Source organism: Parashewanella spongiae, assembly GCF_004358345.1.
In the GTDB taxonomy this organism is placed as follows: Bacteria; Pseudomonadota; Gammaproteobacteria; order Enterobacterales; family Shewanellaceae; genus Parashewanella; species Parashewanella spongiae.
Genome location: NZ_CP037952.1, coordinates 5,426,820 through 5,452,550, shown reverse-complemented (window position 1 = coordinate 5,452,550; position 25,731 = coordinate 5,426,820). Strand labels below are relative to the sequence as shown.

At 38.8% G+C, this 25,731-nt stretch carries 28 protein-coding genes; 19 read left to right on the top strand and 9 right to left on the bottom strand.

Going from position 1 to position 25,731, the window contains the following annotated elements:
• The first annotated feature begins 5 nt into the window (after positions 1–5).
• Positions 6–2,318 (top strand): type I restriction endonuclease subunit R, encoded by a 2,313-nt coding sequence (locus E2I05_RS21770; protein WP_243641158.1) that lies wholly within the window; start codon positions 6–8, stop codon positions 2,316–2,318.
• A gap of 3 nt (positions 2,319–2,321) precedes the next feature.
• On the opposite strand, the gene E2I05_RS21765 is transcribed toward E2I05_RS21770, so the two are convergent.
• Positions 2,322–2,507, bottom strand: coding sequence for a hypothetical protein (locus E2I05_RS21765; RefSeq protein ID WP_133309406.1), 186 nt, complete (start codon positions 2,505–2,507; stop codon positions 2,322–2,324).
• Positions 2,508–2,562: 55 nt separating this feature from the next.
• The gene (locus E2I05_RS21760) at positions 2,563–3,690 is read right to left on the bottom strand and encodes an IS4 family transposase (protein ID WP_133309613.1); all 1,128 of its coding nucleotides are present in this window, start codon (positions 3,688–3,690) and stop codon (positions 2,563–2,565) included.
• Between the two features lie 103 nt (positions 3,691–3,793).
• On the opposite strand from E2I05_RS21760, the gene E2I05_RS21755 reads away from it, so the two are divergent.
• Entirely contained in the window at positions 3,794–4,792 is a 999-nt protein-coding gene (locus E2I05_RS21755) for a hypothetical protein (protein WP_207805276.1), read from the top strand.
• The gene (locus E2I05_RS21750; RefSeq protein ID WP_121853221.1) at positions 4,792–5,571 is read left to right on the top strand and encodes a M48 family metallopeptidase; all 780 of its coding nucleotides are present in this window, start codon (positions 4,792–4,794) and stop codon (positions 5,569–5,571) included. The genes E2I05_RS21755 and E2I05_RS21750 overlap by 1 nt, the downstream gene beginning before the upstream one ends.
• A 6-nt stretch (positions 5,572–5,577) precedes the next feature.
• Here E2I05_RS21750 and E2I05_RS21745 read toward each other — a convergent pair whose 3' ends face one another.
• The 4 genes from E2I05_RS21745 to E2I05_RS21730 form a co-directional block, all read right to left on the bottom strand.
• Positions 5,578–6,213, bottom strand: coding sequence for a relaxase/mobilization nuclease domain-containing protein (locus E2I05_RS21745; protein WP_243641068.1), 636 nt, complete (start codon positions 6,211–6,213; stop codon positions 5,578–5,580).
• Positions 6,206–6,748, bottom strand: a complete 543-nt coding sequence (gene mobC / locus E2I05_RS21740) for a plasmid mobilization relaxosome protein MobC (protein WP_207805275.1) — start codon at positions 6,746–6,748, stop codon at positions 6,206–6,208. The genes E2I05_RS21745 and mobC overlap by 8 nt, the downstream gene beginning before the upstream one ends.
• A 283-nt stretch (positions 6,749–7,031) precedes the next feature.
• Positions 7,032–7,328 (bottom strand): hypothetical protein, encoded by a 297-nt coding sequence (locus E2I05_RS21735; RefSeq protein WP_121853219.1) that lies wholly within the window; start codon positions 7,326–7,328, stop codon positions 7,032–7,034.
• A 125-nt stretch (positions 7,329–7,453) separates the two neighbouring features.
• A complete protein-coding gene (locus E2I05_RS21730; RefSeq protein ID WP_121853218.1) occupies positions 7,454–7,897 on the bottom strand; it encodes an IS1096 element passenger TnpR family protein in 444 nt (147 codons plus the stop codon).
• A 261-nt stretch (positions 7,898–8,158) separates the two neighbouring features.
• On the opposite strand from E2I05_RS21730, the gene E2I05_RS21725 reads away from it, so the two are divergent.
• A complete protein-coding gene (locus E2I05_RS21725; protein WP_121853217.1) occupies positions 8,159–8,659 on the top strand; it encodes a hypothetical protein in 501 nt (166 codons plus the stop codon).
• A complete protein-coding gene (locus tag E2I05_RS21720; RefSeq protein WP_121853216.1) occupies positions 8,590–9,303 on the top strand; it encodes a queuosine precursor transporter in 714 nt (237 codons plus the stop codon). Before E2I05_RS21725 ends, E2I05_RS21720 begins: the two co-directional genes overlap by 70 nt.
• On the opposite strand, the gene E2I05_RS21715 is transcribed toward E2I05_RS21720, so the two are convergent.
• Both E2I05_RS21715 and E2I05_RS21710 read right to left on the bottom strand, forming a co-directional pair.
• Positions 9,304–9,840, bottom strand: a complete 537-nt coding sequence (locus tag E2I05_RS21715) for a FlhC family transcriptional regulator (protein ID WP_121853215.1) — start codon at positions 9,838–9,840, stop codon at positions 9,304–9,306.
• On the bottom strand, positions 9,837–10,139 hold the full coding sequence (locus E2I05_RS21710; protein ID WP_121853214.1) for a flagellar transcriptional regulator FlhD: 303 nt from the start codon (positions 10,137–10,139) through the stop codon (positions 9,837–9,839). The genes E2I05_RS21715 and E2I05_RS21710 overlap by 4 nt, the downstream gene beginning before the upstream one ends.
• Before the next feature lie 183 nt (positions 10,140–10,322).
• Between E2I05_RS21710 and E2I05_RS21705 the strand changes: the two genes are divergently transcribed.
• The 6 genes from E2I05_RS21705 to E2I05_RS21680 all read left to right on the top strand — a co-directional run bounded on the left by E2I05_RS21705 (position 10,323) and on the right by E2I05_RS21680 (position 17,812).
• Positions 10,323–10,967, top strand: a complete 645-nt coding sequence (locus tag E2I05_RS21705) for a hypothetical protein (protein ID WP_121853213.1) — start codon at positions 10,323–10,325, stop codon at positions 10,965–10,967.
• Positions 10,968–11,271: 304 nt separating this feature from the next.
• Positions 11,272–11,526 (top strand): helix-turn-helix domain-containing protein, encoded by a 255-nt coding sequence (locus E2I05_RS21700; protein ID WP_121853212.1) that lies wholly within the window; start codon positions 11,272–11,274, stop codon positions 11,524–11,526.
• Between the two features lie 41 nt (positions 11,527–11,567).
• Positions 11,568–14,225, top strand: a complete 2,658-nt coding sequence (locus E2I05_RS21695) for a toprim domain-containing protein (protein ID WP_121853211.1) — start codon at positions 11,568–11,570, stop codon at positions 14,223–14,225.
• A gap of 46 nt (positions 14,226–14,271) precedes the next feature.
• Positions 14,272–14,598, top strand: coding sequence for a helix-turn-helix transcriptional regulator (locus E2I05_RS21690; RefSeq protein WP_243641067.1), 327 nt, complete (start codon positions 14,272–14,274; stop codon positions 14,596–14,598).
• Positions 14,599–14,789: 191 nt separating this feature from the next.
• Positions 14,790–16,196, top strand: coding sequence for a Fic family protein (locus E2I05_RS21685; RefSeq protein ID WP_121853210.1), 1,407 nt, complete (start codon positions 14,790–14,792; stop codon positions 16,194–16,196).
• A 128-nt stretch (positions 16,197–16,324) separates the two neighbouring features.
• Positions 16,325–17,812 (top strand): Fic family protein, encoded by a 1,488-nt coding sequence (locus E2I05_RS21680; protein WP_121853209.1) that lies wholly within the window; start codon positions 16,325–16,327, stop codon positions 17,810–17,812.
• A 403-nt stretch (positions 17,813–18,215) separates the two neighbouring features.
• Here E2I05_RS21680 and E2I05_RS21675 read toward each other — a convergent pair whose 3' ends face one another.
• A complete protein-coding gene (locus E2I05_RS21675) occupies positions 18,216–18,461 on the bottom strand; it encodes a hypothetical protein (protein ID WP_133309849.1) in 246 nt (81 codons plus the stop codon).
• A 177-nt stretch (positions 18,462–18,638) separates the two neighbouring features.
• On the opposite strand from E2I05_RS21675, the gene mioC reads away from it, so the two are divergent.
• The 8 genes from mioC to atpE all read left to right on the top strand — a co-directional run bounded on the left by mioC (position 18,639) and on the right by atpE (position 25,702).
• Complete coding sequence (gene mioC, locus E2I05_RS21670; RefSeq protein ID WP_121853208.1) at positions 18,639–19,079, top strand: FMN-binding protein MioC; 441 nt, start codon at positions 18,639–18,641, stop codon at positions 19,077–19,079.
• A gap of 444 nt (positions 19,080–19,523) precedes the next feature.
• Entirely contained in the window at positions 19,524–21,413 is a 1,890-nt protein-coding gene (mnmG, locus tag E2I05_RS21665) for a tRNA uridine-5-carboxymethylaminomethyl(34) synthesis enzyme MnmG (protein WP_121853207.1), read from the top strand.
• 113 nt (positions 21,414–21,526) lie between these two features.
• Positions 21,527–22,159, top strand: a complete 633-nt coding sequence (gene rsmG / locus E2I05_RS21660; protein WP_121853206.1) for a 16S rRNA (guanine(527)-N(7))-methyltransferase RsmG — start codon at positions 21,527–21,529, stop codon at positions 22,157–22,159.
• Positions 22,160–22,253: 94 nt separating this feature from the next.
• Positions 22,254–23,024, top strand: coding sequence for a ParA family protein (locus E2I05_RS21655; protein ID WP_121853205.1), 771 nt, complete (start codon positions 22,254–22,256; stop codon positions 23,022–23,024).
• 43 nt (positions 23,025–23,067) lie between these two features.
• The gene (locus E2I05_RS21650) at positions 23,068–23,967 is read left to right on the top strand and encodes a ParB/RepB/Spo0J family partition protein (RefSeq protein WP_121853204.1); all 900 of its coding nucleotides are present in this window, start codon (positions 23,068–23,070) and stop codon (positions 23,965–23,967) included.
• A gap of 227 nt (positions 23,968–24,194) precedes the next feature.
• Positions 24,195–24,578, top strand: a complete 384-nt coding sequence (locus tag E2I05_RS21645; protein ID WP_121853203.1) for an ATP synthase subunit I — start codon at positions 24,195–24,197, stop codon at positions 24,576–24,578.
• A 12-nt stretch (positions 24,579–24,590) separates the two neighbouring features.
• Positions 24,591–25,385: a F0F1 ATP synthase subunit A gene (gene atpB / locus E2I05_RS21640; RefSeq protein WP_121853202.1), complete on the top strand. Its 795-nt coding sequence runs from the start codon at positions 24,591–24,593 to the stop codon at positions 25,383–25,385.
• A 65-nt stretch (positions 25,386–25,450) separates the two neighbouring features.
• Positions 25,451–25,702 (top strand): F0F1 ATP synthase subunit C, encoded by a 252-nt coding sequence (atpE, locus tag E2I05_RS21635; protein ID WP_006083840.1) that lies wholly within the window; start codon positions 25,451–25,453, stop codon positions 25,700–25,702.
• The last annotated feature ends 29 nt before the right edge of the window (positions 25,703–25,731 follow it).

Below are 25,731 nucleotides of genomic sequence, written 5' to 3'. Positions count from 1 at the left end.
TTGTTATGACCATACACATTGCCAATTTTAAAGAAGAACAAAGCGCAAAAATTCCTGCACTGACCTTGCTGACAAATCTTGGTTATACCTTTATTCCACCAAGCGAATGCTTAGTGCAACGTGGCAATTTATCTACGGTGATACTGCCTGATGTATTGCGCAGTGTATTAAAACACAAAAACTATTCTTTTTTGGGGCAACAACAAAAACTTTCAGATGCCGGAATCGACAAGATCATTCAGCAGCTGGCGAACCCAGCAATGAATGAAGGTTTAAAGGCGGCAAATGAGAAGATTTATAATGCATTAACCTATGGTATTGGTGTTACTGAATTTGTTGAGGGTAAGAAAGCAAGCCCAACCATTGAAATTATTGATTGGGAAACACCAAGTAATAACCAGTTTCACTTTACCGAAGAGCTGGAAGTTGAAAATGCTTATGGCACAGGTAAGCGTATCCCTGACATTGTGTGTTTTGTAAATGGTTTGCCTTGGGTGGTGATTGAGGCGAAACGTCCTGATTCATCAAAAGCGGGTAAACCGACCGTATCAGAAGGTATTTCGCAAAATATTCGCAACCAGAAGGTGGATGAAATTCCTCACCTATTTGCTTATGGCCAGTTATTGCTGTCGATAAATGGCCATGAGGGGTTATACGGCACTTGCGGCACACCTGAAAAGTTTTGGGCAAGGTGGAAAGAAGAGCAAATTACTGAAACCACGTTTGAGCGTTTGAAGAATAAATCATTATCCCAAGCCAACCTTGAACGTATCTTTAATCATCGCCCTGCTCACATGTTTGATGAGTATCAAGCCTTGGTTGACGGCGGTGATCTTGTTGTGACGGATCAAGACCGTTTATTGGTATCACTGCTTCGTCATGATCGCCTGCTAGAAATGGTTCGCCTGTATACCTTATTTGATAAAAAAGCAGGCAAGATTGTTGCTCGTTATCAACAAGTGTTTGGTATTAAAGCATTGGTTGAACGTGTAACTACATTTGATGATGCTTTGACGGGTTCAAGAAAAGGCGCTCGCAATGGTGGCGTGATATGGCATACAACAGGCTCTGGTAAGTCCTTCACCATGGTGTTTTTATCAAAAGCGCTGATTTGGTTAAAAGAGTTGGCAAAGTGCCGAGTTGTTGTGGTTACTGACCGAGTCGATTTGGAAGACCAATTGTCACGAACTTTTGCTTCAGGCGGTGCATTGTCTGACAGAGACAAGAAGTTAGCCATGGCAACGACTGGACGCCGTTTGGCTGAGCAAATCGGAAAAGGTAACGAACGGATTATTTTTTCTATCATCAACAAGTTTGGTACCGCAATCGAATTGCCTGAGTGCTACAACAATAGCGCTGATATTATAGTTTTGGTTGATGAGGGACATCGCAGTCAGAACGGTGAAAATAATGTTCGCATGCAGCAAGCTTTGCCAAGAGCGGCTTATATTGGTTTTACGGGTACACCATTACTTCAAAACGATAAGACTGAAAATAAATTCGGTAAGATCATTCACTCATACACCATGCAGCAAGCGGTTGAAGATAAAACCGTTACACCACTGTTATATGAAGAACGCATTCCTGATTTAAGCACTAACGATAAAGCGATTGACGCATGGTTTAACCGAATAACGGATAAGTTATCTGAAAAACAGCGTACAGATCTAAAGAATAAGTTTGCTCAAAAAGGTCAGATCTATCAAACAGAGGGTCGTTTGGAGTTGATTGCTCATGATATTTCGGATCATTTTCAGAACTTCAAACAACAAGGCTTAAAAGGCCAGCTGGCTTGTGATTCAAAAGCATCAGCAATTAAATATAAAACGCTGTTAGATGAAATAGGTAAAGTGACATCTGTTGTCGCGATTTCATCGCCAGATACCCGTGAAGGTCAAAATACTGTGGATGGCGACAGCAAAGACTTAGTTCAAAACTGGTGGAAAAAGCATGTGCTTTCTTCTGATTTTGGCAATGATGAAAAAGCTTATACCAAGCACATCATCGATGAGTTCAGTAAGGAAGAAGGCCCGGATATTATGATTGTGGTCGATAAGCTTCTAACTGGGTTTGATGAACCCAAAAACACTGTACTTTACATCGATAAGCCTTTAAAACAACACAATTTAATTCAGGCCATTGCCCGTGTTAATCGCTTGCATCAAAAGAAGCAGTTTGGCTATTTGATTGATTATAGGGGTATTCTTAAGGAGTTAGACTCTACGATAGCTGACTACCAAGATCTGGCTGAACGAACTCAAGGTGGATTCGACATTGAGGATCTTAAAGGTCTTTATAGCCCAATGGCACTAACTTAAGAATTACTTCTGATATACCTTAAGCCTACGTGCTTGCTTTCTTGAATGTTGTAACCTTGGTGTCGGTTTCGGTCGCCTTTTCTTTGCTCTCGGTTCTTTTCTCCCTGGGCGATTGCCAACGATATGCTCGCCGATAATATCTGCTATCACATCCAATAAAGTGTCAATGATCCCTTCGGTGGCTTGCAAAAGTAATATCTGAAAATCTTGTAATGCGTCATGTGCGGCTTTAAAACTTGCCTCTCTAGGCGATATTCCTTTTTTTTTCTGCCGCTCGGCACATAAGTGCCCTTATCATGTTGTAAACTAACAAATGAACATCAATTTCCTTACGCACCATATCTGGACTACCACACCTTAAAATATCCATTTTCATCATGGTCTTGATTGACCTAAAATCCAACTCGATATGCCATCGTGAAACGTATAAATCAATAATATCTTGCTTCGGATAGACTTCTTTATCCGTGAGCGTGGTAACAATGATACGTTTCTTTGTTCCTACCATTCTGACGATAAGCTCTTCTGGCACTTGAGCGTAATCCTCTGGGGTCATCCATTCTGGACAGGATGGACGAATTAGCTTAAATAAACCATCTCGCTTACCCAGCTTTTCTTCACAGGTTCTGAAATCGACATTTCTGGCTCCGTTTTTTTCGAAAACAGCATCAACGCCTAACCCCATTAGTCCTGCAAGAACAAAGTAGTTTTCGAAATTAGCATCTCCCAGCACAATGTCACCTTGTTTCAAGTCTGACTGCATACTTCTTAATAGTGCCTGCTCGCCAGTACCTTTCCCTTTACAAGGTGAAACAGCCGAGTCAATGACTGCACCGCTTCCCAAAGAAATTAACACTAAAATCCGCAGCTGAGGAAAGCCCAGCCCTTCTTTTTGTGATTTAGGTTGAGGGAATTGGGCTTGGTTCTCGTGCGTATCAGGCATAGATAGTGTTGAGCCGTCAGTTAATAGCACTCTACGGCCATGCCATAAGTATTTCCCTTGAATCGCTTCATCTAAGTTTTTTCCTGATTTCTTCAATAGCGATTTAATTGATTCTGGAGATAACCGTTTTCTTGCTTTGCAGTAGGGACCTGTAATTGTGCTGTTTTTCTCTCGACCTATAGCAATTTGATCTCTAGCGTCACTGATTAGTGTGCAACGACAAGATTTGTTTTCACTGGCAACTTGCTTCATGAAAAGCGAAAGAGTGTGGCAAGCGGGATATTTGCGTACTCTTTGAGTATTATCTTTTTGAAAATCTTCTAAATCTTGCAGAGTGAGAATTGAAGAAAGTTCATCTTCTTCCGTTTGAGCAAAGCGACGTAACAATTCTGGGGCATCATTGAAGAATTGGCGAGTTGTAGTATTCATGGCATGACACTAGAAAAACCTTAATCTGTATGATTTACTCTCTATTGTTCAATTAGTAAACCTTCAGCTAAATCTTAAGTTAGTGCCATTGCTTTATAGCCGAATGGATACTGAATATAAGAAATTACCGAGTTTATATCGTGAGCTTTGGGCAACTTTTGACAAAGTTCAGAATAAGCAAGATGGTCAAGCGCTTCGTCAAGTATTGGCGCCTAAAATTGACACTGTTGATGATCAGCTTACTGATACAAACCAGAAAAAACGTGAAGATTTCTATTCTGTACTTACCTCATTTTCAAACTGTTTAAAGGTAGCACTGCAGTCAGCAACCTATTTTGAAGATAAGAGCTTTGACGATAAGCGTGAATTGTATAAAAAAACATTGAAATCTATGTCAGAGCTTAGGAAGCAAGTTCGTGAAGATGCCGAAGAAACGGTTAATTACGATGAATACGCTGAGAACATTCGTACTATGTTAGATAAACATATTGGCGGTGTTGAGATTCAAGAATCTGCAGGCGCATACCTTGTAGGCAATATGGGGAAAGAAGCCAAACCCGAAGAAATGACGGACGACGAAGCTCGCAATAAGAAAGATGCCATCACTGGCCGTGTTACCAAAATGATTGAGCAAGATTTAGCGGATGATCCTTATGCTCAAGAATATTTTTCAAAGCTTCTGAAGCAAGCCATACAACAAGCGAAAGAAATGTTCGATGCGCCTGTAAAACAGTATCTTTTATTTGCTGACTTTGAAGAACAAGTGAAAGAGAGAAAGGTCGAAGGCTTACCGAGTAATCGTTTTTCTCACTTAGCACCCAAAATCAAACGTCATGTTCAAGCTTATTATGGGTTGTTTTTAAAACACTTAAGCGATGCAAACGCGCTATCAGAAGACGAACGATTTGATTTTTCGATTGAGATTGACAGTATCGTTACCGCAGCCGTTGCTGAATTTTCCATTAATCCACAAGAAATTGAAAAACAAATCAATCGCCAATTACTGCCTATGTTGTATAAGTCCATCGGAATGGATGCGGCAAAGAAAGTGATCACTGATGTCATTCAAATCACTCGCTTAGGTGTTGCAGGTTATCAATAATGACTTCAATGTGCGTTAACGACGTAATTAAAGAGGAATACAGTTTTGTCTATGGTGATGAGGCTGTCACTTATGAGGTGATAAGAAAACCTCAGTCTGAAGATAAAAAACGCAAGATCATTATCAAAGTTCACCCTAATTGCGAAATTATTGTTACCTCACCCGAAGATGCCGAGCGAAGCGATATTCACGAAGCGGTAATGAAACGGGCAAGGTGGATTTACGTCGCCCTTAAAGAATTTCGTAGCCATTTAGAGTTCATTCAATCTAAACAATACATTAGTGGTGAAATGCAGTTTTATTTGGGACGAAGGTATGTATTAAAAGTCATTGAAGATTCCGATACAGCGACATCATCAATAAAGTTATACCGAGGAAAGTTGCTGGTTACACTTTCAACGCTGAATAAAGACAAAGCAAACCAAGTTAAGACATTAGTGAACAAATGGTATCGAACTCGCGCAGAAATCATCTTTCATGAGCGGCTTGCTGAACTGTTACCACAAACAACATGGATTAAAGGTATTCCAAGCTTTCGTGTGCTTACAATGGTAAAACAATGGGGAAGTTGTTCAGCCAAGGGCAATTTGATGTTTAACCCTCACTTAATCAAAGCGCCTAAAGAGTGCATCGATTACGTGATCCTGCACGAGCTTTGTCATATTTCAGAATATAACCATAGTGAAAAATTCTGGCGTTTACTAACCAGTGTAATGCCTAACTGGAAACAGGTTAAAACTCGATTAGATGGTATGGCGGAACTGTATTTAAATGAGTGATTAGGTTCAATGCTCATGAGTTGCAAAAGAATCACTTTGCATCGTTTGAATGGTTTTAATAGGTCTTATTTTGTTAAAACAAGGTGTCGCCTCAGCTGCTACGCCTAACCTTTCTAATTCCACTGCAAACTGCTCTCGCCACACTTGTGGTAAGCCTTTTCTGACATGTAGTCGCCTACCATCAAAACCCAAATTTTTAATGGTGAGGTGAACGTGTGGGCTGTCAGTGTCAGTATGCAGTGCAAATACATACTGATGATTCTGTGCAAAGGTCTTTTTAGCCAGTGATCTTACTGCTTGTTTTACGGCATTAGGTTCAGTGCCATCCGGCATAGAGAATATAAGATGTGTACTATGTCGAGTTCTTTTACGTTGTTGGACATCAGTATCGCTCCAATCTTGTGCCAGTTGATTGATAGCATTTTGTTCTTGATAAACTTGCCCTGCTTCATCTTCAATCTCTAGTTTTCCATTACGGCTGATGTAATCAAAGTGGTTTGCTGTATGGATCTTGCTGTAACCAAAGCCGCTAATTTTAACCATGACTTCCGGTGGCTTTTTATTGTATCTACCATTTGCCCTAACTCGATTGGATTTGGTTCTTACATCGCCGTTGAGTAGACATGAAATAGAATCAGCCATCGCTTTGCTCATCTGTTAATTCTAACTCCCAGCGGCGGCAGTTTTTGTTGATAAGAGTATTCACCATCGTTTTATGGTCGCTGATTTTGTTGTCGAGTATTTCAATCATTTCTCTGGTGACCTTATCGCTGTGTCTGAAGTCAATGTTAAGCACTCGGGCGATTTGATTTAGATTACGGCCAACGGCAGCCAGTTGTCGATTTGATTCTCTGAGTGTTTTTATCTCTTCATTGGTTAACACTGGCGTTCGAGTAAGGTTTGCAGTAACACAAGCAGTTACCCAACTGGTGCGATAAACGTAGCCTTCTTCGATGGCTTGGGTTGTGAGCTTTTGTATGTCATGTTCTGATAATCGGATAGTGACTTTATTGCTTTTTGCTTGATGCAATTCTTCATCATTTCCAGTATCTGGGAGCACTTGATTGATCATCATCCGCACCATGCCGGATTCGATCATGCCATTGAGCTGACAAAATTGTTGCCATTTTTGTTTATCTTCATCATCCAATCTTGTTTTTACAATATGCTTTGCCACAAGCAGCACCTTTGTGTGATATTCATACTACTCATCCGTTATTTCACTTTTAAAATCGAATTGCTAGTGCTTAGATTGAGGTGAGGTAAATATTTTCTGAAATGGTGACTATTGGTACCACTGGCTGGCGATATTGGGTCTATTCGCTGGCAGAAGTGGGTCGGTTTACTGGCAAGTTGCGAATTCTGCATTAGTCAATTAAGTACAATTTCCCACTTTTAGCCTGTATTTCATTAACTCGGATTGGTGTGACCGCTTTTACGCCAAAAAAGGCATAAATCGACTATTTAAACTTGCTGACGACCCACTTTTTGAAGCGATTAAAGGGAAGGTTTCGACGGCGTTTCATGTCGGAAATTTTATCCAAAAACGACGCTTGAGTATCAATAATGATGGTTTGTGCTGATTCCATTTGCTCAAGATAGTTTATTGCTTCTAGCTCTGATGTTTCTTGATTGTTACAAATGCACGTTGGATTTTTACTGCTTCTTTCGACTTCTTTGTCAGCCGAGTTTGATCTGGCCGTTCTAAAATTACAAATCTCACCGTCGTTTTTTATAAACGATTCCTTGTTGTTCATTTCAACATCCTGTTGGAATAGTGCTTATTTAAAGCGGATATTAAGCGGCTATTTCCCAAACAACAACTAAATATTAACTGTATGACGCACTTTTAAGCGATGATTTTGTCATTATTATGGTTAATCTATTCATCATCCCAATCAGGATATTGCACTGGTGCTTCGCCAATACTCTTTACAACTCTTGGGTAGTTGATGCCTTTCTCAACAGTTTTCGCCTTATGCCTAGTTCGTTTGATTTGAAAGATCCAGCTATCGCCAAAATCGAAATAATAGAAAAAGTTCTGCTTTGACTCCAAAGGAAAAGCACCATCAAGTTGGGTATCATCAATGCTCATAACATTATCATGATATACCATCTCTTCATCGCAAAAAACGACCGTTCGCTTTTCATGAGGATTTCTAGCAATGAAGAATTCGTACATGTGATCATTTTCAAAATCAATGATTTCCTGAATACAATGATGAAGCTCTTCAAGCGTGGTACTTTCATCAATTTCGATGACCCGTTGAAACTCATCATCAAAAAAGGGGTGTGGCAAACATTCTATTGAAAGTGTGATGATCATAGTGGCACCAATTTATTAAAGCACTTGAGTATATGCGTTGCTGGCATTTTGTCGTTACTACTAGCAATATCTCAATGTTTCAATTCTCCAACACAACATATTGAATACAAACTGAACGAACCTTCTAAAAGTAAAAATTAACTTGTATTATCCAGCTGAAATCGTTTATTTATTTTCACTAGATGTACTTTTTTCAACCATCAGTATATCTCACAGCTTTATTTACATTAAAACGTGAGTTCGTTACTCAAGGTGGTGAACATGTCCAAAAAGAACAAAGGGATTTTCGCAAAAATAAAATCGGCTTATGTTGAATGTCATGAAGATTGCGAAGTTCCATACCCTATAGTGGAATTCATTAAAAAAGACAATATACCTATGGTAGTCATTGGCCAGCGCTACTCCCATTATTACCGCATAGTTCCGCTAGAAGAGGCGGCAGATGACGACAAGATACTAGCAGGGTTATCACCTCGAGATGTCCAAAACTTATCCATGTATACGTTATTCCTTGAGCTCCAACGTCGTTATGAACTCGACACAGTGGAATACCATCAATCAGACGAAAAATACTTCAACTTCAAAGATAAAAAAACTGACTCATTCATTCAGCTAACTACTGAAGGTATATTAAATAATCCTGACATTTTCAACAAGATTAAAGACGGCGACCAATTCAAGGTGGGGTTTCTATGTGGCGACAAAAACAAGAGCGAAGACAAGAGCAAGGGCAGAGAGAGCAACAACAAAAAAATGCACTAATTAAACTTGTACAGTTAGATAAACTGTCACTTCTGCTGGTTTGTTATATCGTGATGCTGTGTATTTCTCTTGCGTTTGGGAACAATGTCAACGTTATTGCTGGCATGGTGTTACCCGGTGGAATTTATGTATTTCCACTTACTTTTTTGATTTGCGACATCATTAGTGAAGCCTATGGTTATGCTCTTGCAAAGGCATTCATTTGGTATGGTTTCATTGCCCAAGGGATGTTTGTCCTACTTGCCCAACTCTTTTTATTGATGCCAACGTCTGATGCTGCAGGTGATGGTTCGGCTTACCATGCTGTTTTTGATCCTACTATTCGTTTATCGCTGGCAGCGCTGGCTGGTTTTTATGTTGGTGAACGTTTTAATATCTACTTGATGAACAATTGGAGAATTAGATTATCAGGCAAATATTTCATCTTGCGAAGTATTTGCAGCACTGCCATCGGTCAGGCTTTTTTAAGTATCATCGTCGACGCTATCGGCTTTTATGACAAATTGAGTCACGCTGAATTGCTCCATATGATGATATCTACTTGGTCTTTGAAAGTGATATACAGCCTGATATTTGTATTTCCCACTATGGTCCTGATGAAACACCTGAAGAAAAGTGAGGCTATGAAGATACGAGAAGCTTAATTATCCCAATAAAACATCAAGATCTTCTAGCCCATAACGAAAATGCCCACCAAAGGCGCAAAATGGGCATTTGGTTTCAACATCAAAAACTTGTGACGAGACAGAAACACTGCCACAGCAACAAGGCACAAACTCAATAATGTGATTCATATAAGCATTCATCAGTACCCACGCATCGTTAATATTAAAACTTAATTTATCTTCATTCATTTCATCCAGTTGAACTAATTGATTTGTAAAACAGTCAAATGCACTAAGCAGCAATTCTAGATCTACTCTTCGACTTGAGGAATGATTCGCTTTTAAATAAATAGACACAAACAAGATACAAGCAATAGCTGCACGTTTATTTTTAAACAGTCGAGGGACGGTAATGAGTTGCCCTGACGTGGGCGATTTGCCTGTGACATCTTTACATAGAGTCCGAAGGTATTTAACAGGTAGCTGAGTGTAATGCTCAATAATACTGGTTTTGAGCCCGTATTCTATGTACTTAGCTGCTTTAAGCGTTTGTTGGCTTTGCTGTAGATGGTTCATTGATTTACTCTAAATACAGCAAGGTTACTCGACACAACCAGTGATACTTGTAGTAATTCGTTGTCTGGATCATCCAGCAAACGGGCAAAGAGCTCTTCATTAGGAAGAAAATGGAAATAGATGGCTTTTTGTTTCGCCATATTATTCAGCTGTTGAAAGCTACTGTTTGCTATGATGCTAATTAGAAACTCAGATAAGCCAAGCTTGAGTTGAGCGAGTTTAGGATCGGTAAGCGCTAAATCTTTTGCCACAGAAAGGTAGCGTAGATTAAGATCGCATAATAGATTGTCATTAAACATGGTTAACACTCCTAGCAAACACAGCCAAATCGCGGTTTACTTGATAGACTTCCATGTTGTAACAAATGAAAACGGCGATTGAATCATAAATGGTTGTAGACCATTTTAAGCCAAACTTTACTGGTAACATGCCATTTCTGAGTAAACAATAGAAACGGCTACAAATTTGAACGAGGTCACATATTGTCAAACTACGACTTTCACATTAAAGCAGTTGCCATTGCAAAAAAGCTTGCGCCTGAAATTCAAAGTAAGCAAGTTGGTGTGGCCAAGGTAAGTGGAGAGAAAGAGACAACCGTTCGTAACTGGCTGTTCAACTATAAAATGCCGTCAAGAGGCCGACGCTTGAGTGTCGCTGATAAGTTTGGTGTCGACAACGATTATCTGTTTGGCAATGCTTCGTACAGCTTACCAATCACGAAATATGACGAGTCTTTGAATTGCTATCTCGTCCCTGAGCTTTCGCTTTCACAACTGCCTTGCTTACAAGGTATCGATCCCCTACCAGTGCAGGGCAGGCTTACCATCAACTTCAGCCCTCAGTTAGTCCAGCACATAAGACAAATCGAAAAAACTTACTCCGTAGTATCCAGTGGTCTCGACTTCGAACCTTCTATCTCAGCAAGTGATACGTTGTACTTCAATGTGACCGCCAACAAAATTAAAGGCTACTTTTGCATTCTAGTCGGTAATGAACCACAGATCGTCCGCTATGAGGATGACCATCATCTAACAACCAATAATGGTGATGTAGTTAAACTCAAAAATAACGAAACTCTTCTACCTATCATTGTTACTCAATCTTCAACCTACGTAACTCATGTTTAATTGATAACATTTCGCAAGCTTCCAGTTTATGAAATGAAATAAATTAAAGAATCACCAGCACTAACGAGTATACAGTTTTTTTCTAATTTCCGCTTAATATCTACAAAATCAAGCCTATATACTGAACAAAATCTGAACAAGAGTGCTATTTATTTTACTTAAAATACAATAGGTAACGTTTGAATTAATCTAAAACGGCTAAAACGGTCAATTTTCGTGCTCTGACTTTTCTTATTTCTGTGTTATTTCTATTTTAACTTTGGAAACCAGTTTATATTTGAATCCAATTGCGGAGAAACATGCCATGAGAACAGCCTATACAAACGACTTAATCAACGCACTAGAACAGCTCAAAGCTCAACGAGAGTTACAAAATGAAGTACCACAAATTTGGTACACCAAAGCCGATTTATGTCGCCATTTCGGCATCACTTACAACACATTAAAGCGCTGGGAAAAACATAAGAGATTCCCATTGATGGAACTGAAAGATTTATGCACTGGGCGATATGACATTCGTAAGATTGAGCGTTTTTTACATAAGTTACAGCTTTCCTAACAAACTTATCTCCTTAAACCTTAGCTTAAAGGAGGCAAGAAATGTATTCAGAACTCCATTCAGAAATACTGCGTCGACTGCCGCTTGATTTCGACTTTAAAAAACAGAGTGGTGATTTTTTACAACAAGGAGTTTGTCCCAACTGTGGAGAGCGTGAGCTTTACACCCACAAAGAACACCCTTGGTTATTGCGTTGTGGTCGTTTGAATAAGTGTGGTAATGAGCTGCATATCAAAGATATTTATCATGATTTGTTCGAGTCATGGAGTGAACGTTTTCCAAGCAAAACAGATGAAAAAACAGGCTTTGTAACTAACCCTAATGCGGCCGCAGATGCTTACCTTTCTCACGGCAGAGGTTTAAAGTTTTTTAAGATTAAAGGCTGGTATCAACAAGGATCTTATTATTGTGGTGAAAAGCAGATTGGGACGGCTACGGTAAAGTTTACTTTAACGAATGGCGCTACGTGGGAACGGTTTATCGATAAGCCTGAACGATTTGGCACTATGAAGGCTCGTTTCTCAGGAAGTTATAAAGGTTATTGGTGGCAAGCACCTGATTTTGATCTCAACCAAGTCGTAACAGCTAAAGAGTTGTGGCTAACTGAAGGCATATTTGATGCTTTGTCGTTGCTTCAAGTTGGCATATCCGCTGTCAGTGTGATGAGCTGCAATAACTTTCCCTCTGAATCGCTAAAAACACTCCGAGACCAGTTGCGCCATACTACTCCACCAACGTTAGTGTTTGCCTTTGATGCTGGTAAAGCAGGTGAATATCATACTATAAAATTTGTGGAAAAAGCCAGAAAATTGGGTTGGAATGCCACCGCAGCTCAGCCGTCATCAGGTAAATCTAGGTTGGATTGGAATGAATTACTGCAACGGGAACTATTAACACCTGAACACATACAGCATTACCGCTATTTGGGTGCGCTGTTGATAGCGCCTTCGGCCAAAGCTAAAAGCGTTTTAATATACCAGAAAACCAATCAACACGAGTTTCCGTTTGAGTTTCAGCTTTGTATGTATTGGTTTAAATTTCATGCGAATAAATATGATAAGACCACAAAAGTTGATGATAATTTAGCTGCACTAAATGAAGCTACCAGCGTACAACTGCTGTGTATGTGTTATCCCCATGCACTGTACTTCCAAGAAAACTTAACTACAGACGAAAGCTGGTATTACTTTCAAATTGATTTTTCTCACGGTTTAAGTGTTAAAAAAACCTTTACTGGAGCACAGATCACTTCCCATATTGAATTTAAAAAACGGTTATCTAGTGTTGCTGCAGGCGCAATTTATGAAGGTAATACTCATCAACTCAACAAATGGTTTCGTAAGCACTTATTCAATATCAAGCGAGTCAATGTAATCGATTTTATCGGCTACAGTCGTGAGCACAAGTGTTATGTATTCAATAGTGTAGCCGTAAAAGACGGTATCGAATATTCCATCAATGAAGAAGATTTTTTTGATATAAGGTCAATGGGCATAAAATCGCAACAACCCATTAAACTATCCATAAACACCATAGAAAGTGAGTATAGCCCTTATTGGCTCAACCAATATTGGTTAGCCTTCGGCGCAAAAGGATTAATCACTCTCAGTTTTTGGTTTGGTAGCTTATTCGCTGAGCAAATTAGGCAACTTCATAAGACCTATCCTTTTCTTGAGATTATTGGTGCGCCGGGAACAGGTAAATCGACGATGATCGAGTTTTTATGGAAATTGCTTGGAAGGAGTAACTATGAAGGTTTCGATCCGAGTAAATCGACCAGTTCAGCGATTGGTAGAAATTTAGCTCGGGTCGCTAATATTCCAGTGGTTCTTAACGAAGGCGACCGGAGCATGGGAAAAGATGCCAAGAAAAGTGATTTTCATTGGGAAGATTTAAAAGATATTTATAACGGCCGATGTATTTTTGCTAGAGGGATAAAAAACTGCGGCAATGATACCTACGAGCCGCCATTTAAGGCTTCTGTAGTGATTAGCCAAAACACCGCAGTACAAGCATCTGAAGCAATACTTCAGCGCCTTATTCACGTACAAACTGACAAAATAAGTTATTCCACTGAAACAAAGAAAGCAGCTGAATGGCTAGAGCGAATCGATATTAGGCAGGTTTCAGGGTTTATTTTGCAAGCGATAAAATCAGAGCATAAAGTCTTACAGGAAATTGAACGTAAATTTCCTATTCATTATCAAACACTGGCTAATGATCCAAAAATTCGTACAGAGAGAATATTAAAAGTCCATGCCCAACTTTGGGCAATATTTGATGCTTTAAAGTTAGTGATACCATTGAGTAAACAACAGGTCGCTTGCGTAAATGAACTTATCCCAAAACTTGCCAGAGACCGACAACAAGCAATTGCTGTCGATCCTCCTGAAGTTCAGACCTTCTGGGATGTTGTTGATTTTTTAGAATCTGAACAACCACATACTGTAGACCATTCAAAAGATCCGCAGCTTGTTGCTATTAACCTGAACCAATTTACGGAAGAAGCACTCCACAGAAAGCAAAATATCCCACTGCTTGTCGACCTCAAACGATTATTGAAATTTGGCAAGACTTATCCATTTATCGAAATAAAGTCTGTTAACAGTGCTGTTAATTCAAGGCTGAATAGATCCTACCCCAACGCAAAAAAACCATTAACGGCGAAATGCTGGATATTCAAAAGAAAAGACGAATAACCGACGACCTCCAATCAATTTAACGGATTACAACCTGAGAGATAAAATGATGACTGACACCAATGAATTTAACCAAACCCAGCAAGACTTAGAGAAACTTATCAAAGCTCAGTTTTATAAAATGTCATTGAACATTAAAACCGTTCTGTCTATGGATGAGTGCAGTGAATACACCGGATTGACAAAAAATTACCTGTATAAGCTTACTCATAATAAACAGATCCCTCACTTCAAACCTAATGGCAAAAAGCTCTTTTTTAAGAGGCAAGATATCGATAACTGGCTACTCAGTAATAAAGTCGATTCTCAAAATGATTTTGATGAACGTGCAATGGAAAAAGTCTTTGAACTTAATGAGCTGATAAAGCCATGAAAATATACCTCGCTGTGACTGTGGCCTGAGTTTATAAAATAGAAAATATCTCAGGCTATTTTTACCATTAGCAATCATGACTAAAACTACTGCAGAAATAAATAATAAGGACAAACTTAAGTATAAAAGTTGTAAAAACCGGTGGTATGTCCTTATAATTAGGACAACTACAAAAAACAATGTCTTATACAATGTCCTTAAAAAAAGAAAATATATTAATATTAGAATCACTTGAAAAGTCAGGTGTTCCTCTGAGTATTGGACAGCTAGAAGATAAGCTTGCTATTTCTATCCATAAAAAAACACTACAACGTCGTTTAGTTCAATTAGTCGATGATGGATTCGTTTTAAAGACAGGTGAACGCCGAAATACCAAATATGCTTTTAATAAGGACAAAAAATCAGAATTATTAGGACAATTATCTGAAGATAAAGCTGAATATCAGATAATTGAGCACCCAATTTATTCACAAACAGCATTGTCACTACTCAGTTATTTAGACACACCTTCTTATGCAAGAGTACAAAGTGGTTACAATCCTAACTTACTGAATGACTACATCCCCAATGAAACCCAATATGTTTCTGATGATTTGAGAGCTAAACTGCTTTCATTAGGGAAACGATTTGATAAACGCTTGGCTGCGGGAACTTATGCCAAAAATATTGAGCAACGCTTACTCATTGATTTGTCTTATAACTCAAGCCGATTGGAAGGAAATACCTACTCAAAGCTTGATACAGAAAGACTAATTGAAAGTGGACTAACGGCTGATGGTAAGATCCACGAAGAAACAGTGATGATCCTTAATCACAAAGAGGCCATTCTTTTTTTAGTTGAAAATGCAGAAGAAATTGATCTAAATAGTTTTACCATCCGCAATCTCCACTATTTATTATCGCAGGATTTACTCAAAAATCCTGAAGCCTGCGGAAACGTAAGGCAAGTTGAAGTGACAATAGGAAAGAGTGCTTATCTGCCGCTGAATAACCCTCATCAATTGCGAGAGTATCTTGAGGTTTTACTTAGAAAAGCCCAGCAGATTGTTGATCCGTTTGAGCAAAGCTTCTTTTTATTGCTGCATTTATCCTATTTACAAACCTTTGAAGATGTAAATAAACGTACTGCACGACTGGCTTGCAACATTGCCTTTATTAAGGACAACTTATGTCCTTTAAGCTTTATTGATGTCCCAAATGAAGATTACTTTAAAGCCCTACTCTATTTTTATGAAAAGAATAATGTCCAACCCGCATTAGAATTGTTTGAGTGGGCATATTCAAGATCTTGTCAACAATACGAAGTAGTTAAAGCATCACTTGGGGAAATCGACACTTATCGTATTCAATATAGAAACGAACGCAAACAAGCAATGGGTGAAGTCATTCGCCAACAATTACAAGGGAAAGCGATAGAAGATTTTTTAAAGCAATTTTGTATCGAAAATAATATTGAATCGCCTGATAAATTTATTGTGATGACCGAGAATGACTTAAAACAACTGCACAGCGGAGCCATTATCGGTTTAGGAATAACAAAAAATACGTTTGATGAATGGAAGCGTAATAACGACCGTTTTGTAGGTCAATCAACGTAGTAATTACAGTTTATATTAAGTTTTTCAGATAAAGAGCACTGTTTATATCAAGTTTTTCACAAAAACAGTTGTTTATATCAAGTTTTTCACTAAAATTACGTTTTATATCAAATTATTCCTAAATAAATATGTCTCAACTTATCTTTGCTGAAAATACAGTCGAATCAAAAAAACTGGCTAAATCTGTTGCAGAGGGAAAGCTTAAAAGACTTAGAGCAGGGATTTACACAGATGCCAAATGGGAAGATATTCCAAATCTGATTAACAGTAAGTGGCACCAAATTGTGACTTATTTATACCCAGATGCAATGGTTTCACATTCTTCTGCCGTTTATTTGCTCCCTAAAGAAAATGTCATTTTCATTACCGCCCCAGTTAAGATCCGTAAAAAGGTAAAGATCAGTGATCTACTGACGATTGAAGTTTTACCGGGAAATGTAGAGTTACTAAAAGAGCCATTCCAGCCGAACGCCTTCAGAAGCTCACCAGCCCGTTATTTGCTGGAAAACTTGCAGATTAGTCATAAAGATGTCGATTCAGTGAAGTCACTAGGAAAAGCTTGGGTAGAAAAAGAACTTTGCCGACTGCTTGAGCGCTATGGTGAGCAGGAGTTAAACCGAATTCGTGATACAGCACGAAGCCACGCCCAATCACTGAATATGAAGAAAGAGTCTGATATTTTATGCGGTTTGATTGGAGCTATTTTATCCACTCAACCTATTGATACACTTTCAACCGCAACCGCCATTGCAACAGCAAAAAATGAACCTTTTGATCCTAATAGAATAAATTTATTTAATGCTTTGGCTGATTACCTTAAACAATGTAGCTTGAAAGGCCATCCTTATAACTACAATACAGCAAGTTGGCGTCATTTATCATTTTTTGAAAGCTATTTCTCAAACTATATTGAAGGCACTGAGTTTGAAATAGATGAAGCAGAAAAAATCATTTTTGAAAAAAATGAGATTAACCACCGCCATCAAGATAGTCATGATGTAATGTCAGTTTTTGATGTGGTTCAAGACTATACCGAAATGATTACAGTACCCAATAATGCCGATGAATTGATGAACTTACTCTCACAAAGACATGCATTAATTATGGAGGCTCGGCCAGAGAAGAGACCAGGCAAACTCAAATTAAGTATTAATAAAGCCGGTGATTCTGTGTTTGTTAAACCAGAGCAGGTCGAAGGAACAATATCGCAGGCATTTTCAGTTTACAGTGAATTACCTGAAGGTTTACCAAGAGCCATTTTCATGCAGTTTTTAATATCAGAGTGTCACCCATTTGATGATGGTAACGGAAGGTTATCTCGAATAATGATGAATGCAGAGTTGGCCTATGCTGAGCAATTTAAAATAATAGTACCAACAGTTCACAGAGAAAGTTACTTGAATGGATTAAGGCAAGCTACTCGCAATGGTAAGTTCCGAACGTTGACTAAAGTATTTTCTGATCTTCATGGTTATACCAGCAGTGTCAATTGGAGTGACTATGCCGAAGCCAGATATCAGCTAGAAAAAGACTACGCCGATAAATTGCCTGATCAAGGTGTAGCTGTTTTCAATAAACAAATATCCAAATACAGAATTGAACTACCAGTGGGATAAGAGTCAAAAATTCCCTTTTGATCACTGTAAATCACCTTTTATAGGTGATCGTTTTTCAAAAATATGATGCTGATTTTAAATAAGTAAATATTAGGTTTATCACAAAATCACCTAAATTACTGGTTTGCGCTCCCCCTATACAAGTATTTATATCAGTGATGGATAAACACTCAGACTCAAGAAATAGGGCAATAGCAAATTTGAGTAAAAGAAAAAAGCCTTTACCAACACTGAGTACACAATTTCTAAATTTATAGCTTCAGGCATGAAGCTGAAATACTCACATGATTTATTTTCATCTGGGCTTTTTTCTCAAAGTGTCCCACCAATGCCCCACTGACACTATATAACCACCTTGATATATAAGGCTTTTACACTTTATGTATTGGCAAATAACGTTCAATTAACACATTTTGTTATTAACTAAACCTTTTACATGTTTAGGACTTGGGCTATTTTCAAAAAAATTACTCACACTATTTGATACTGTTAGCACTCTTTTACCGTGTAATGCGATGTAATAATAGTAGGCTTTGCTTCGATCAAAGCCTTTAATCACAGACACAATCATAGGTCTACATAAACGAGTAGGGTTATTACAATAAGCTTCTATGCGCCGACTTGACTCTGTGGTTAAACATAGTGACATAAATAGTATTATCTTTAGAACGATAAAAAATTTTAACATTTAGAAGCTTAATTTTGCTTGAATATAAACCAAAATAAACAACAATTTTTGTTATTACCTTTACACATCTCTTCCTTAATCATCTTCGATTCAATCTATCAATGTTAATATCCAACTAAACAATATGGAGTTAAATTTATGACCAAAATAGCAGTATTAGTCGGCACAACATTAGGTAACGCAGAGTATGTATCCGATGAATTAATCACTCATATTGCACAAAAGAACCATCAAACCGAGCAACATTTACAACCTAATTTAGATGAAATACAAGCTGATGAATATTGGATATTAGTCTGTTCTACACATGGAGCCGGAGATCTTCCAGACAATATTCAGCCACTTTTCGAACAGATCCGCACTCAAAAACCCGATCTTTCTAAAATTAATTTTGCCGTTTGTGCGATCGGAGACTCAAGTTACGATACTTTTTGTAAAGGACCAGAAGTCTTGATCGAACTTTTTCAACAGCAAGGTGCTACCCAGTTTGTGGATAAGATCCAAATCGACATACAAAAATCTTCTTTGCCAGAAGACCTTGCCATTGAGTGGTTACAGCAATGGATCGAAAATATTTAATTGCTTTAACTCCAAACACGATCAATATTTCCCACAACATACCGGATCATTTTACACAGAGTTATACACTATAGGATAACTCTGTGAGTAATCTTTGATCATCCCTTGATCAAGTTGGGTTTAATAAAATCCTCAAAAAACTTACGATCGCATCTGTGGATAACTTAACGATCTATCCCCAACTTATAGGAAAGTTGATCGCGGATTGATCACAAGATCAAAAACACTCTATTTATTGATTATAAACAACTATTTTAGTTACCCACAGAAAAGAGCTTCCTTAATAATAAACATAATAAATAGATCTTTAAAAAGATCTTAAGATCTATTAACTCGATCGCTTTAATATTTTGACTTGAAACTGATCATTCACCTATTTGCTTTGAAGTGGTAAACTACTCAACTCAAACTTAGTTGATCGTCGATGTAGATTTAAGGTTTCTAATGCAATTTAATGAACGGTTTGATGTTATAGTTGTTGGTGGTGGTCATGCCGGTACAGAAGCCGCTTTGGCGGCTGCTCGAATGGGATCAAAAACATTATTACTTACCCATAACATTGATACTTTAGGGCAAATGTCCTGCAATCCAGCCATAGGTGGTATTGGAAAAGGACATCTAGTCAAAGAGATCGATGCATTAGGTGGGGCGATGGCGATCGCAACGGATCATGCTGGCATCCAATTTCGCACCTTAAATTCAAGCAAAGGGCCAGCAGTTCGAGCGACACGAGCACAAGCCGATCGAACCTTATATCGTCAAAAAATTCAAACCATTTTACAACAGCAACCTAATTTACGTTTATTTCAGCAATCAGTTGATGATTTGATCATAGATAATGCTCGAGTTACCGGAGTAGTGACCCAAATGGGATTAACCTTCACAGCACAGAGTGTTGTGTTAACTACCGGTACTTTTCTCAGTGGTAAAATTCATATTGGTTTAGAAAACTACAGTGGCGGTCGTGCTGGTGATCCACCCGCCATCAGTTTAGCTAAACGATTACGTGAATTACCAATGCGAGTTGGACGATTAAAAACAGGAACACCACCTCGATTAGATGCAAATAGTCTTGATTTTTCTAAAATGCAAGAACAAGAAGGCGATGCTCTATTACCTGTAATGTCATTCATTGGCCATGTGGATCAACATCCTTCTCAAGTGAGTTGTCATATCACTCATACCAATGAAAAAACCCATGATATTATTCGAAGTGGGCTTGATCGCAGCCCTATGTATTCAGGTGAGATTGAAGGTATTGGACCGCGTTACTGTCCTTCAATCGAAGATAAAATCATGCGCTTTGCCGATAAAAATTCGCATCAGATCTTTATTGAACCTGAAGGTCTTCATACAAATGAAATTTATCCTAATGGGATTTCAACTAGTTTACCTTTTGATGTTCAACTTGATCTTGTTCGATCAATTAAAGGCATGGAACAAGCTGAAATTATTCGTCCCGGTTATGCGATCGAATATGATTATTTTGATCCGCGGGATTTAAAGAATTCATTAGAGACTAAATACATCTCAGGTTTGTTCTTCGCTGGACAGATCAATGGCACGACTGGTTATGAAGAGGCTGCCGCGCAGGGGTTATTGGCTGGTATGAATGCTTCATTGCAAATACAAGGTAAAGAGAGTTGGTGTCCACGTCGTGATGAGGCTTATATTGGCGTACTGGTTGATGACTTATCCACTTTAGGCACCAAAGAACCTTACCGTATGTTCACCAGCCGTGCTGAATATCGTTTGTTATTACGTGAAGATAATGCAGATATGCGGTTAACAGAGAAAGGCCGTGAATTGGGCTTGGTTGATGATAAGCGTTGGCAAGCATTTAATGATAAACAACAGGCGATTGAAGCTGAGCTTCAGCGTCTACGCAGTCAATGGATACATCCAAATTCTCCATTGGTTGAAAAATTAAATCCACACTTAAATACGCCTATTTCACGTGAAGCGACATTCGAAGAATTATTACGCCGTCCTGAAATGGACTATGTCAAATTAACCAACATTGAAGGATTTGGCCCTGCAGTTGTTGATAAATTGGCTGCCGAGCAAGTGCAAATTCAAGTGAAGTATTCGGGTTATATTCAGCGTCAACAAGAAGAAATTGAAAAAGCGACTCGAAATGAAAAAACCAGATTGCCATTAGATCTTGATTATAGCGAAGTGCCTGGATTATCGAATGAAGTGATCGCTAAAATGAATGACAGTAAACCAGAAACGATTGGTCAAGCTTCTCGGATTTCGGGGATCACTCCGGCCGCCATTTCTATTTTGCTGGTACATTTGAAAAAAAGAGGACTGTTACGTAAAAGCGCGTGATATTCTTATCGCAAAAATGACGAACAGAGGAAGCATAAGGCTTCCTTTGTTGTTTTAGGCACTTCATAATATCATTGACATTATAATCAGTATTAGCAGATCAGGCGCTCAACATGACATCTGAGTTAAAACAGCTACTCTCCAGTTATTTACAACAATCAGGATTATCGATTACTGAGCAGCAGCAACAGCAGTTGCTTGGTTTAGTCGCCATGCTCAATAAATGGAATAAAGCTTATAACCTTACTTCGGTACGGGATCCTAAGCAGATGTTGATCCGCCATATCATGGACAGTCTAGTTGTCTCTCCTTATCTTAAAGGAGAGCTATTTATTGATGTAGGTACTGGGCCTGGTTTTCCTGGTTTGCCGTTGGCTATTATTAACCCAGATAAAGAATTTGTATTACTCGACAGTTTGGGAAAACGGATCCGTTTTCAAAAGCAAGTTCAGTTTGAGTTGGGGATTCATAATATCATTTCGGTAGAAAATCGAGTTGAAGACTATACTGTAGAGCACGGTTTTGATGGTGTATTAAGTCGAGCCTTTGCATCGGTAAAAGATATGTTAGATTGGTGTAAGCACTTACCCAATACTGATGGGGTATTTTACGCCTTGAAGGGACAATTACTTGAAGAAGAAATGCAACAAATTCCTCAAGAATTTACTGTAATTGATACCATCGAGCTCAAAGTTCCTAATTTAATAGAGCAACGTCATCTATTAAAATTAGTTAAAAATAAATAATCTTTGTTATATTCAATTCTGAATCGTCTCAGTATTTATTATTAAACAACATTTATCGCCGCAGTTACAGGCTGAAAAATAACAGGAAACGCTTGTGGGAAAAATAATTGCCGTAGCCAATCAGAAAGGTGGTGTAGGGAAAACTACAACCTGTGTAAATCTTGCTGCTTCATTAGCAGCCACAAAGCGCCGAGTGTTATTAATAGATTTAGATCCCCAAGGTAATGCAACCATGGGCAGTGGCATTGATAAATATGATGTGGCGACAACCGCTTTTGATTTACTGGTTGATGAAAAACCTTTCGACAAAGTTGTGGTAAAAGATACCGTAGGGAAATACGATTTAATCGCCGGAAATGGTGATGTTACTGCGGCTGAAATAAAATTAATGGAGTTTTTTGCTCGGGAAGTGAGATTACGTAGCGCACTTGCCCCGATAAAAGATGATTATGATTTTATTTTTATTGACTGCCCACCCTCGTTAAATATGTTGACGGTTAATGCCATGTCTGCCGCGGATTCAGTATTGGTTCCAATGCAATGTGAATATTATGCTCTCGAAGGCCTTACAGCGTTGATGGATACTATTTCACAATTAGCTAGTATGGTGAATCCTGGGCTTGGCATAGAAGGCGTATTACGTACCATGTATGATCCACGCAATCGTTTAGCCAATGATGTATCTGATCAACTTAAAAACCATTTTGGTGACAAGGTGTACCGTACCGTGATCCCGAGAAATGTCCGTTTAGCCGAAGCTCCGAGTTTTGGTGCACCAGCCATGTATTACGACAAAAGTAGCCCAGGAGCTAAAGCATATTTGGCATTAGCGGGAGAAATTATTCGTCGCGCTGAGCAAAAGTAATTGTAATTATTGAGTTGGCATAAAATATAGTTAAGGGAACAAGATGACATTAAGAAAACGTGGATTAGGTAAAGGATTGGATGCCTTACTCAGTACTAGCCATGCCGCGACTCAAAAACGTCAACAAGCGGATAAGCAAGTCTCCGAACCTATAGAAGTCGCAGCTGACAGTGATTTGCTACAGCTTGATATTGATAAATTAGTGCCAGGGAAATATCAGCCACGTAAAGACATGTCTGCCGATGCGTTAGATGAGTTAGCGGAATCAATTCGTGTCCAAGGAATCATTCAACCCATTGTGGTACGCAAACTTGATGCTTCTACCAATTATGAAATTATTGCTGGTGAACGGCGCTGGCGTGCATCAATGTTGGCAGGCATTGAAAAAGTGCCCTGTATAGTTAAGCAAGTTGCTGATGACTCTGCTGTAGCCATCGCTTTGATTGAGAATATTCAACGTGAAGATTTAAATGCTATGGAAGAAGCGGTGGCCTTAAATCGATTAATTGAAGAATTTGATTTAACTCATCAGCAAACAGCCGATGCGGTTGGAAAATCTCGGGCAACAATATCCAATTTGCTGCGTCTTAACTTATTGAATGATCCGGTTAAGCGATTATTGGAACATGGCGATTTAGATATGGGACATGCTCGGGCGTTACTCGCCATTGAAGGTGAACAGCAAACCTTAATGGCTAGAACCGTTGTAGCTAAAGAGATGACGGTGCGAGAAACCGAACGTTTAGTGACTAAAGCTCTTAATCCTGCTCAAACAGCGAAAACTCAAGTAAAAGATCATGAAGTGACCCGCCTAGAGTCAGAGTTAGTTGAGCGACTAGGTGCTAAAGTTTCAATTAGTCATAACCGCAAGGGAAAAGGAAAAATTGTCATTAATTACCAAGATCTCGCTGAATTAGACGGTATTCTCAGTAAAATTAACTAGGAAAGGCTTTGTTACAGTGATTAGTGAAACATAACAAGCAATTGTTAATGTGACATGACACTCTGTAGCTCCCTATTCCATCAGGAAAGTCTCATTTTTACTCATCTCAAAGTTGCATTGAAAGCTTGAAAGGGTATACTTTCGCAAGCTTTTTAGCCTTTGCCTTGTTGTCAGTCAAATAAAACTGATTTAGCAGAGCTAAAAAGTACCAATGTGGAGAAGGTAAATTGACCAATAAAATAGCTCGTCGAGGTCGCTTAGCTGCCTATAAATTAGTGTTAGCTCAAGCTGCTATGGCAGTGGTTTGCTCAGTTTTCTTTTTCACCGTGTGGGGAGTTCAGTTCGGTTATTCTGCATTTGCAGGTGGCCTGATTGCTGTGCTTCCTAATTTTGTATTCGTAACCCTCGCTTTCTCTCATTCGGGAGCAAGTCAAACAGATAAAGTCTTAAAAAACTTTTACTGGGGGGAAGCGGTAAAGTTGCTGTTAACAATTGGATTGTTCTCGCTGGCATTTAGTCAACTGAAAGCGGCATTTACGCCGATATTTGTTGGTTATGTGTTGTGTTTGATGGTTCATTGGGCGGCTCCTTTATATTTCAAGCAAAGTTAAGTGGGATGAATCATGTCTTCAACTGGTGAAGAACTAACTTCGCAAGGCTATATCCAACATCACCTTACCAACTTAAGTGCTGGTGAAGGTTTTTGGACGTGGCATATTGATTCATTGTTCTTTTCGGTTGGTCTTGGCGTTTTGTTTCTATGGTTATTCCGTAGTGTTGCTAAAAAAGCAACCACTGGCGTTCCTGGCAAACTTCAATGTTTTGTCGAAATGATAGTGGAATTTGTTGATAGTAGCGTGAAAGAAACTTTCCATGGTCGCAATCCTGTGATTGCACCTCTTGCTCTGACTATTTTTGTGTGGATTTTCATGATGAACTTCATGGATATGGTTCCTGTTGATTGGCTGCCTTGGTTAGCTTCATTAATGGGTATCGAATACATGAAAGTAGTTCCGACTACTGACGTTAACATTACTTTTAGCTTAGCTATTGGTGTGTTTGTGCTGATTATTTATTACAGCATTAAAGTCAAAGGTGTATCAGGATTTGTTAAAGAATTGACGTTACAGCCCTTTAACCATAAGGCAATGATACCCGTCAACCTCTTGCTAGAGTCTGTTACCTTGATTGCAAAGCCGATTTCATTGGCATTGCGTTTGTTTGGTAACTTATACGCAGGTGAGTTGATCTTCATCCTTATTGCGTTGATGTATGGTACTAACTTGGCGTTATCCGCTTTAGGTGTTTCATTACAACTTGGCTGGTTAATTTTCCATATTTTGGTTATTACCCTACAGGCGTTCATCTTCATGATGTTGACCATTGTTTACTTAAGCATGGCGCATGAAGATCACTAAGGATCGCTGAAGAAATTTTAAAACTAAATCAACAACTAAATTAGATTTAGATATCGGAGATAATGATGGAAACGATTTTAGGCATGACAGCTATCGCTGTTGCTCTACTGATTGGTATGGGTGCATTAGGTACAGCAATCGGTTTCGGTTTATTGGGTGGTAAGTTCTTGGAAGGCGCAGCTCGTCAACCAGAAATGGCACCTATGCTTCAAGTTAAGATGTTCATTGTAGCGGGTCTTCTTGATGCCGTAACTATGATCGGTGTTGGTATTGCATTGTTTATGTTATTTACAAACCCTTTGGGTGCCATGCTGTAACACGCGCTTCTGTCTTAACTCTAACTAGG

What these genes read in the sequence shown, in the direction of transcription:
- E2I05_RS21745 (WP_243641068.1), bottom strand. Translation starts at nt 6,213, where the DNA reads ATGGCTGATTCTATTTCATGTCTACTCAACGGCGATGTAAGAACCAAA.
- E2I05_RS21695 (WP_121853211.1), top strand. Translation starts at nt 11,568, where the DNA reads ATGTATTCAGAACTCCATTCAGAAATACTGCGTCGACTGCCGCTTGAT.
- E2I05_RS21675 (WP_133309849.1), bottom strand. Translation starts at nt 18,461, where the DNA reads ATGTCACTATGTTTAACCACAGAGTCAAGTCGGCGCATAGAAGCTTAT.
- E2I05_RS21755 (WP_207805276.1), top strand. Translation starts at nt 3,794, where the DNA reads ATGGATACTGAATATAAGAAATTACCGAGTTTATATCGTGAGCTTTGG.
- atpE (WP_006083840.1), top strand. Translation starts at nt 25,451, where the DNA reads ATGGAAACGATTTTAGGCATGACAGCTATCGCTGTTGCTCTACTGATT.
- E2I05_RS21730 (WP_121853218.1), bottom strand. Translation starts at nt 7,897, where the DNA reads ATGATCATCACACTTTCAATAGAATGTTTGCCACACCCCTTTTTTGAT.
- E2I05_RS21680 (WP_121853209.1), top strand. Translation starts at nt 16,325, where the DNA reads ATGTCTCAACTTATCTTTGCTGAAAATACAGTCGAATCAAAAAAACTG.
- E2I05_RS21720 (WP_121853216.1), top strand. Translation starts at nt 8,590, where the DNA reads ATGTGGCGACAAAAACAAGAGCGAAGACAAGAGCAAGGGCAGAGAGAG.
- E2I05_RS21685 (WP_121853210.1), top strand. Translation starts at nt 14,790, where the DNA reads ATGTCCTTAAAAAAAGAAAATATATTAATATTAGAATCACTTGAAAAG.
- mioC (WP_121853208.1), top strand. Translation starts at nt 18,639, where the DNA reads ATGACCAAAATAGCAGTATTAGTCGGCACAACATTAGGTAACGCAGAG.
- E2I05_RS21750 (WP_121853221.1), top strand. Translation starts at nt 4,792, where the DNA reads ATGACTTCAATGTGCGTTAACGACGTAATTAAAGAGGAATACAGTTTT.
- rsmG (WP_121853206.1), top strand. Translation starts at nt 21,527, where the DNA reads ATGACATCTGAGTTAAAACAGCTACTCTCCAGTTATTTACAACAATCA.
- E2I05_RS21715 (WP_121853215.1), bottom strand. Translation starts at nt 9,840, where the DNA reads ATGAACCATCTACAGCAAAGCCAACAAACGCTTAAAGCAGCTAAGTAC.
- atpB (WP_121853202.1), top strand. Translation starts at nt 24,591, where the DNA reads ATGTCTTCAACTGGTGAAGAACTAACTTCGCAAGGCTATATCCAACAT.
- E2I05_RS21700 (WP_121853212.1), top strand. Translation starts at nt 11,272, where the DNA reads ATGAGAACAGCCTATACAAACGACTTAATCAACGCACTAGAACAGCTC.
- E2I05_RS21690 (WP_243641067.1), top strand. Translation starts at nt 14,272, where the DNA reads ATGATGACTGACACCAATGAATTTAACCAAACCCAGCAAGACTTAGAG.
- E2I05_RS21650 (WP_121853204.1), top strand. Translation starts at nt 23,068, where the DNA reads ATGACATTAAGAAAACGTGGATTAGGTAAAGGATTGGATGCCTTACTC.
- E2I05_RS21760 (WP_133309613.1), bottom strand. Translation starts at nt 3,690, where the DNA reads ATGAATACTACAACTCGCCAATTCTTCAATGATGCCCCAGAATTGTTA.
- E2I05_RS21770 (WP_243641158.1), top strand. Translation starts at nt 6, where the DNA reads ATGACCATACACATTGCCAATTTTAAAGAAGAACAAAGCGCAAAAATT.
- E2I05_RS21710 (WP_121853214.1), bottom strand. Translation starts at nt 10,139, where the DNA reads ATGTTTAATGACAATCTATTATGCGATCTTAATCTACGCTACCTTTCT.
- mnmG (WP_121853207.1), top strand. Translation starts at nt 19,524, where the DNA reads ATGCAATTTAATGAACGGTTTGATGTTATAGTTGTTGGTGGTGGTCAT.
- E2I05_RS21725 (WP_121853217.1), top strand. Translation starts at nt 8,159, where the DNA reads ATGTCCAAAAAGAACAAAGGGATTTTCGCAAAAATAAAATCGGCTTAT.
- E2I05_RS21735 (WP_121853219.1), bottom strand. Translation starts at nt 7,328, where the DNA reads ATGAACAACAAGGAATCGTTTATAAAAAACGACGGTGAGATTTGTAAT.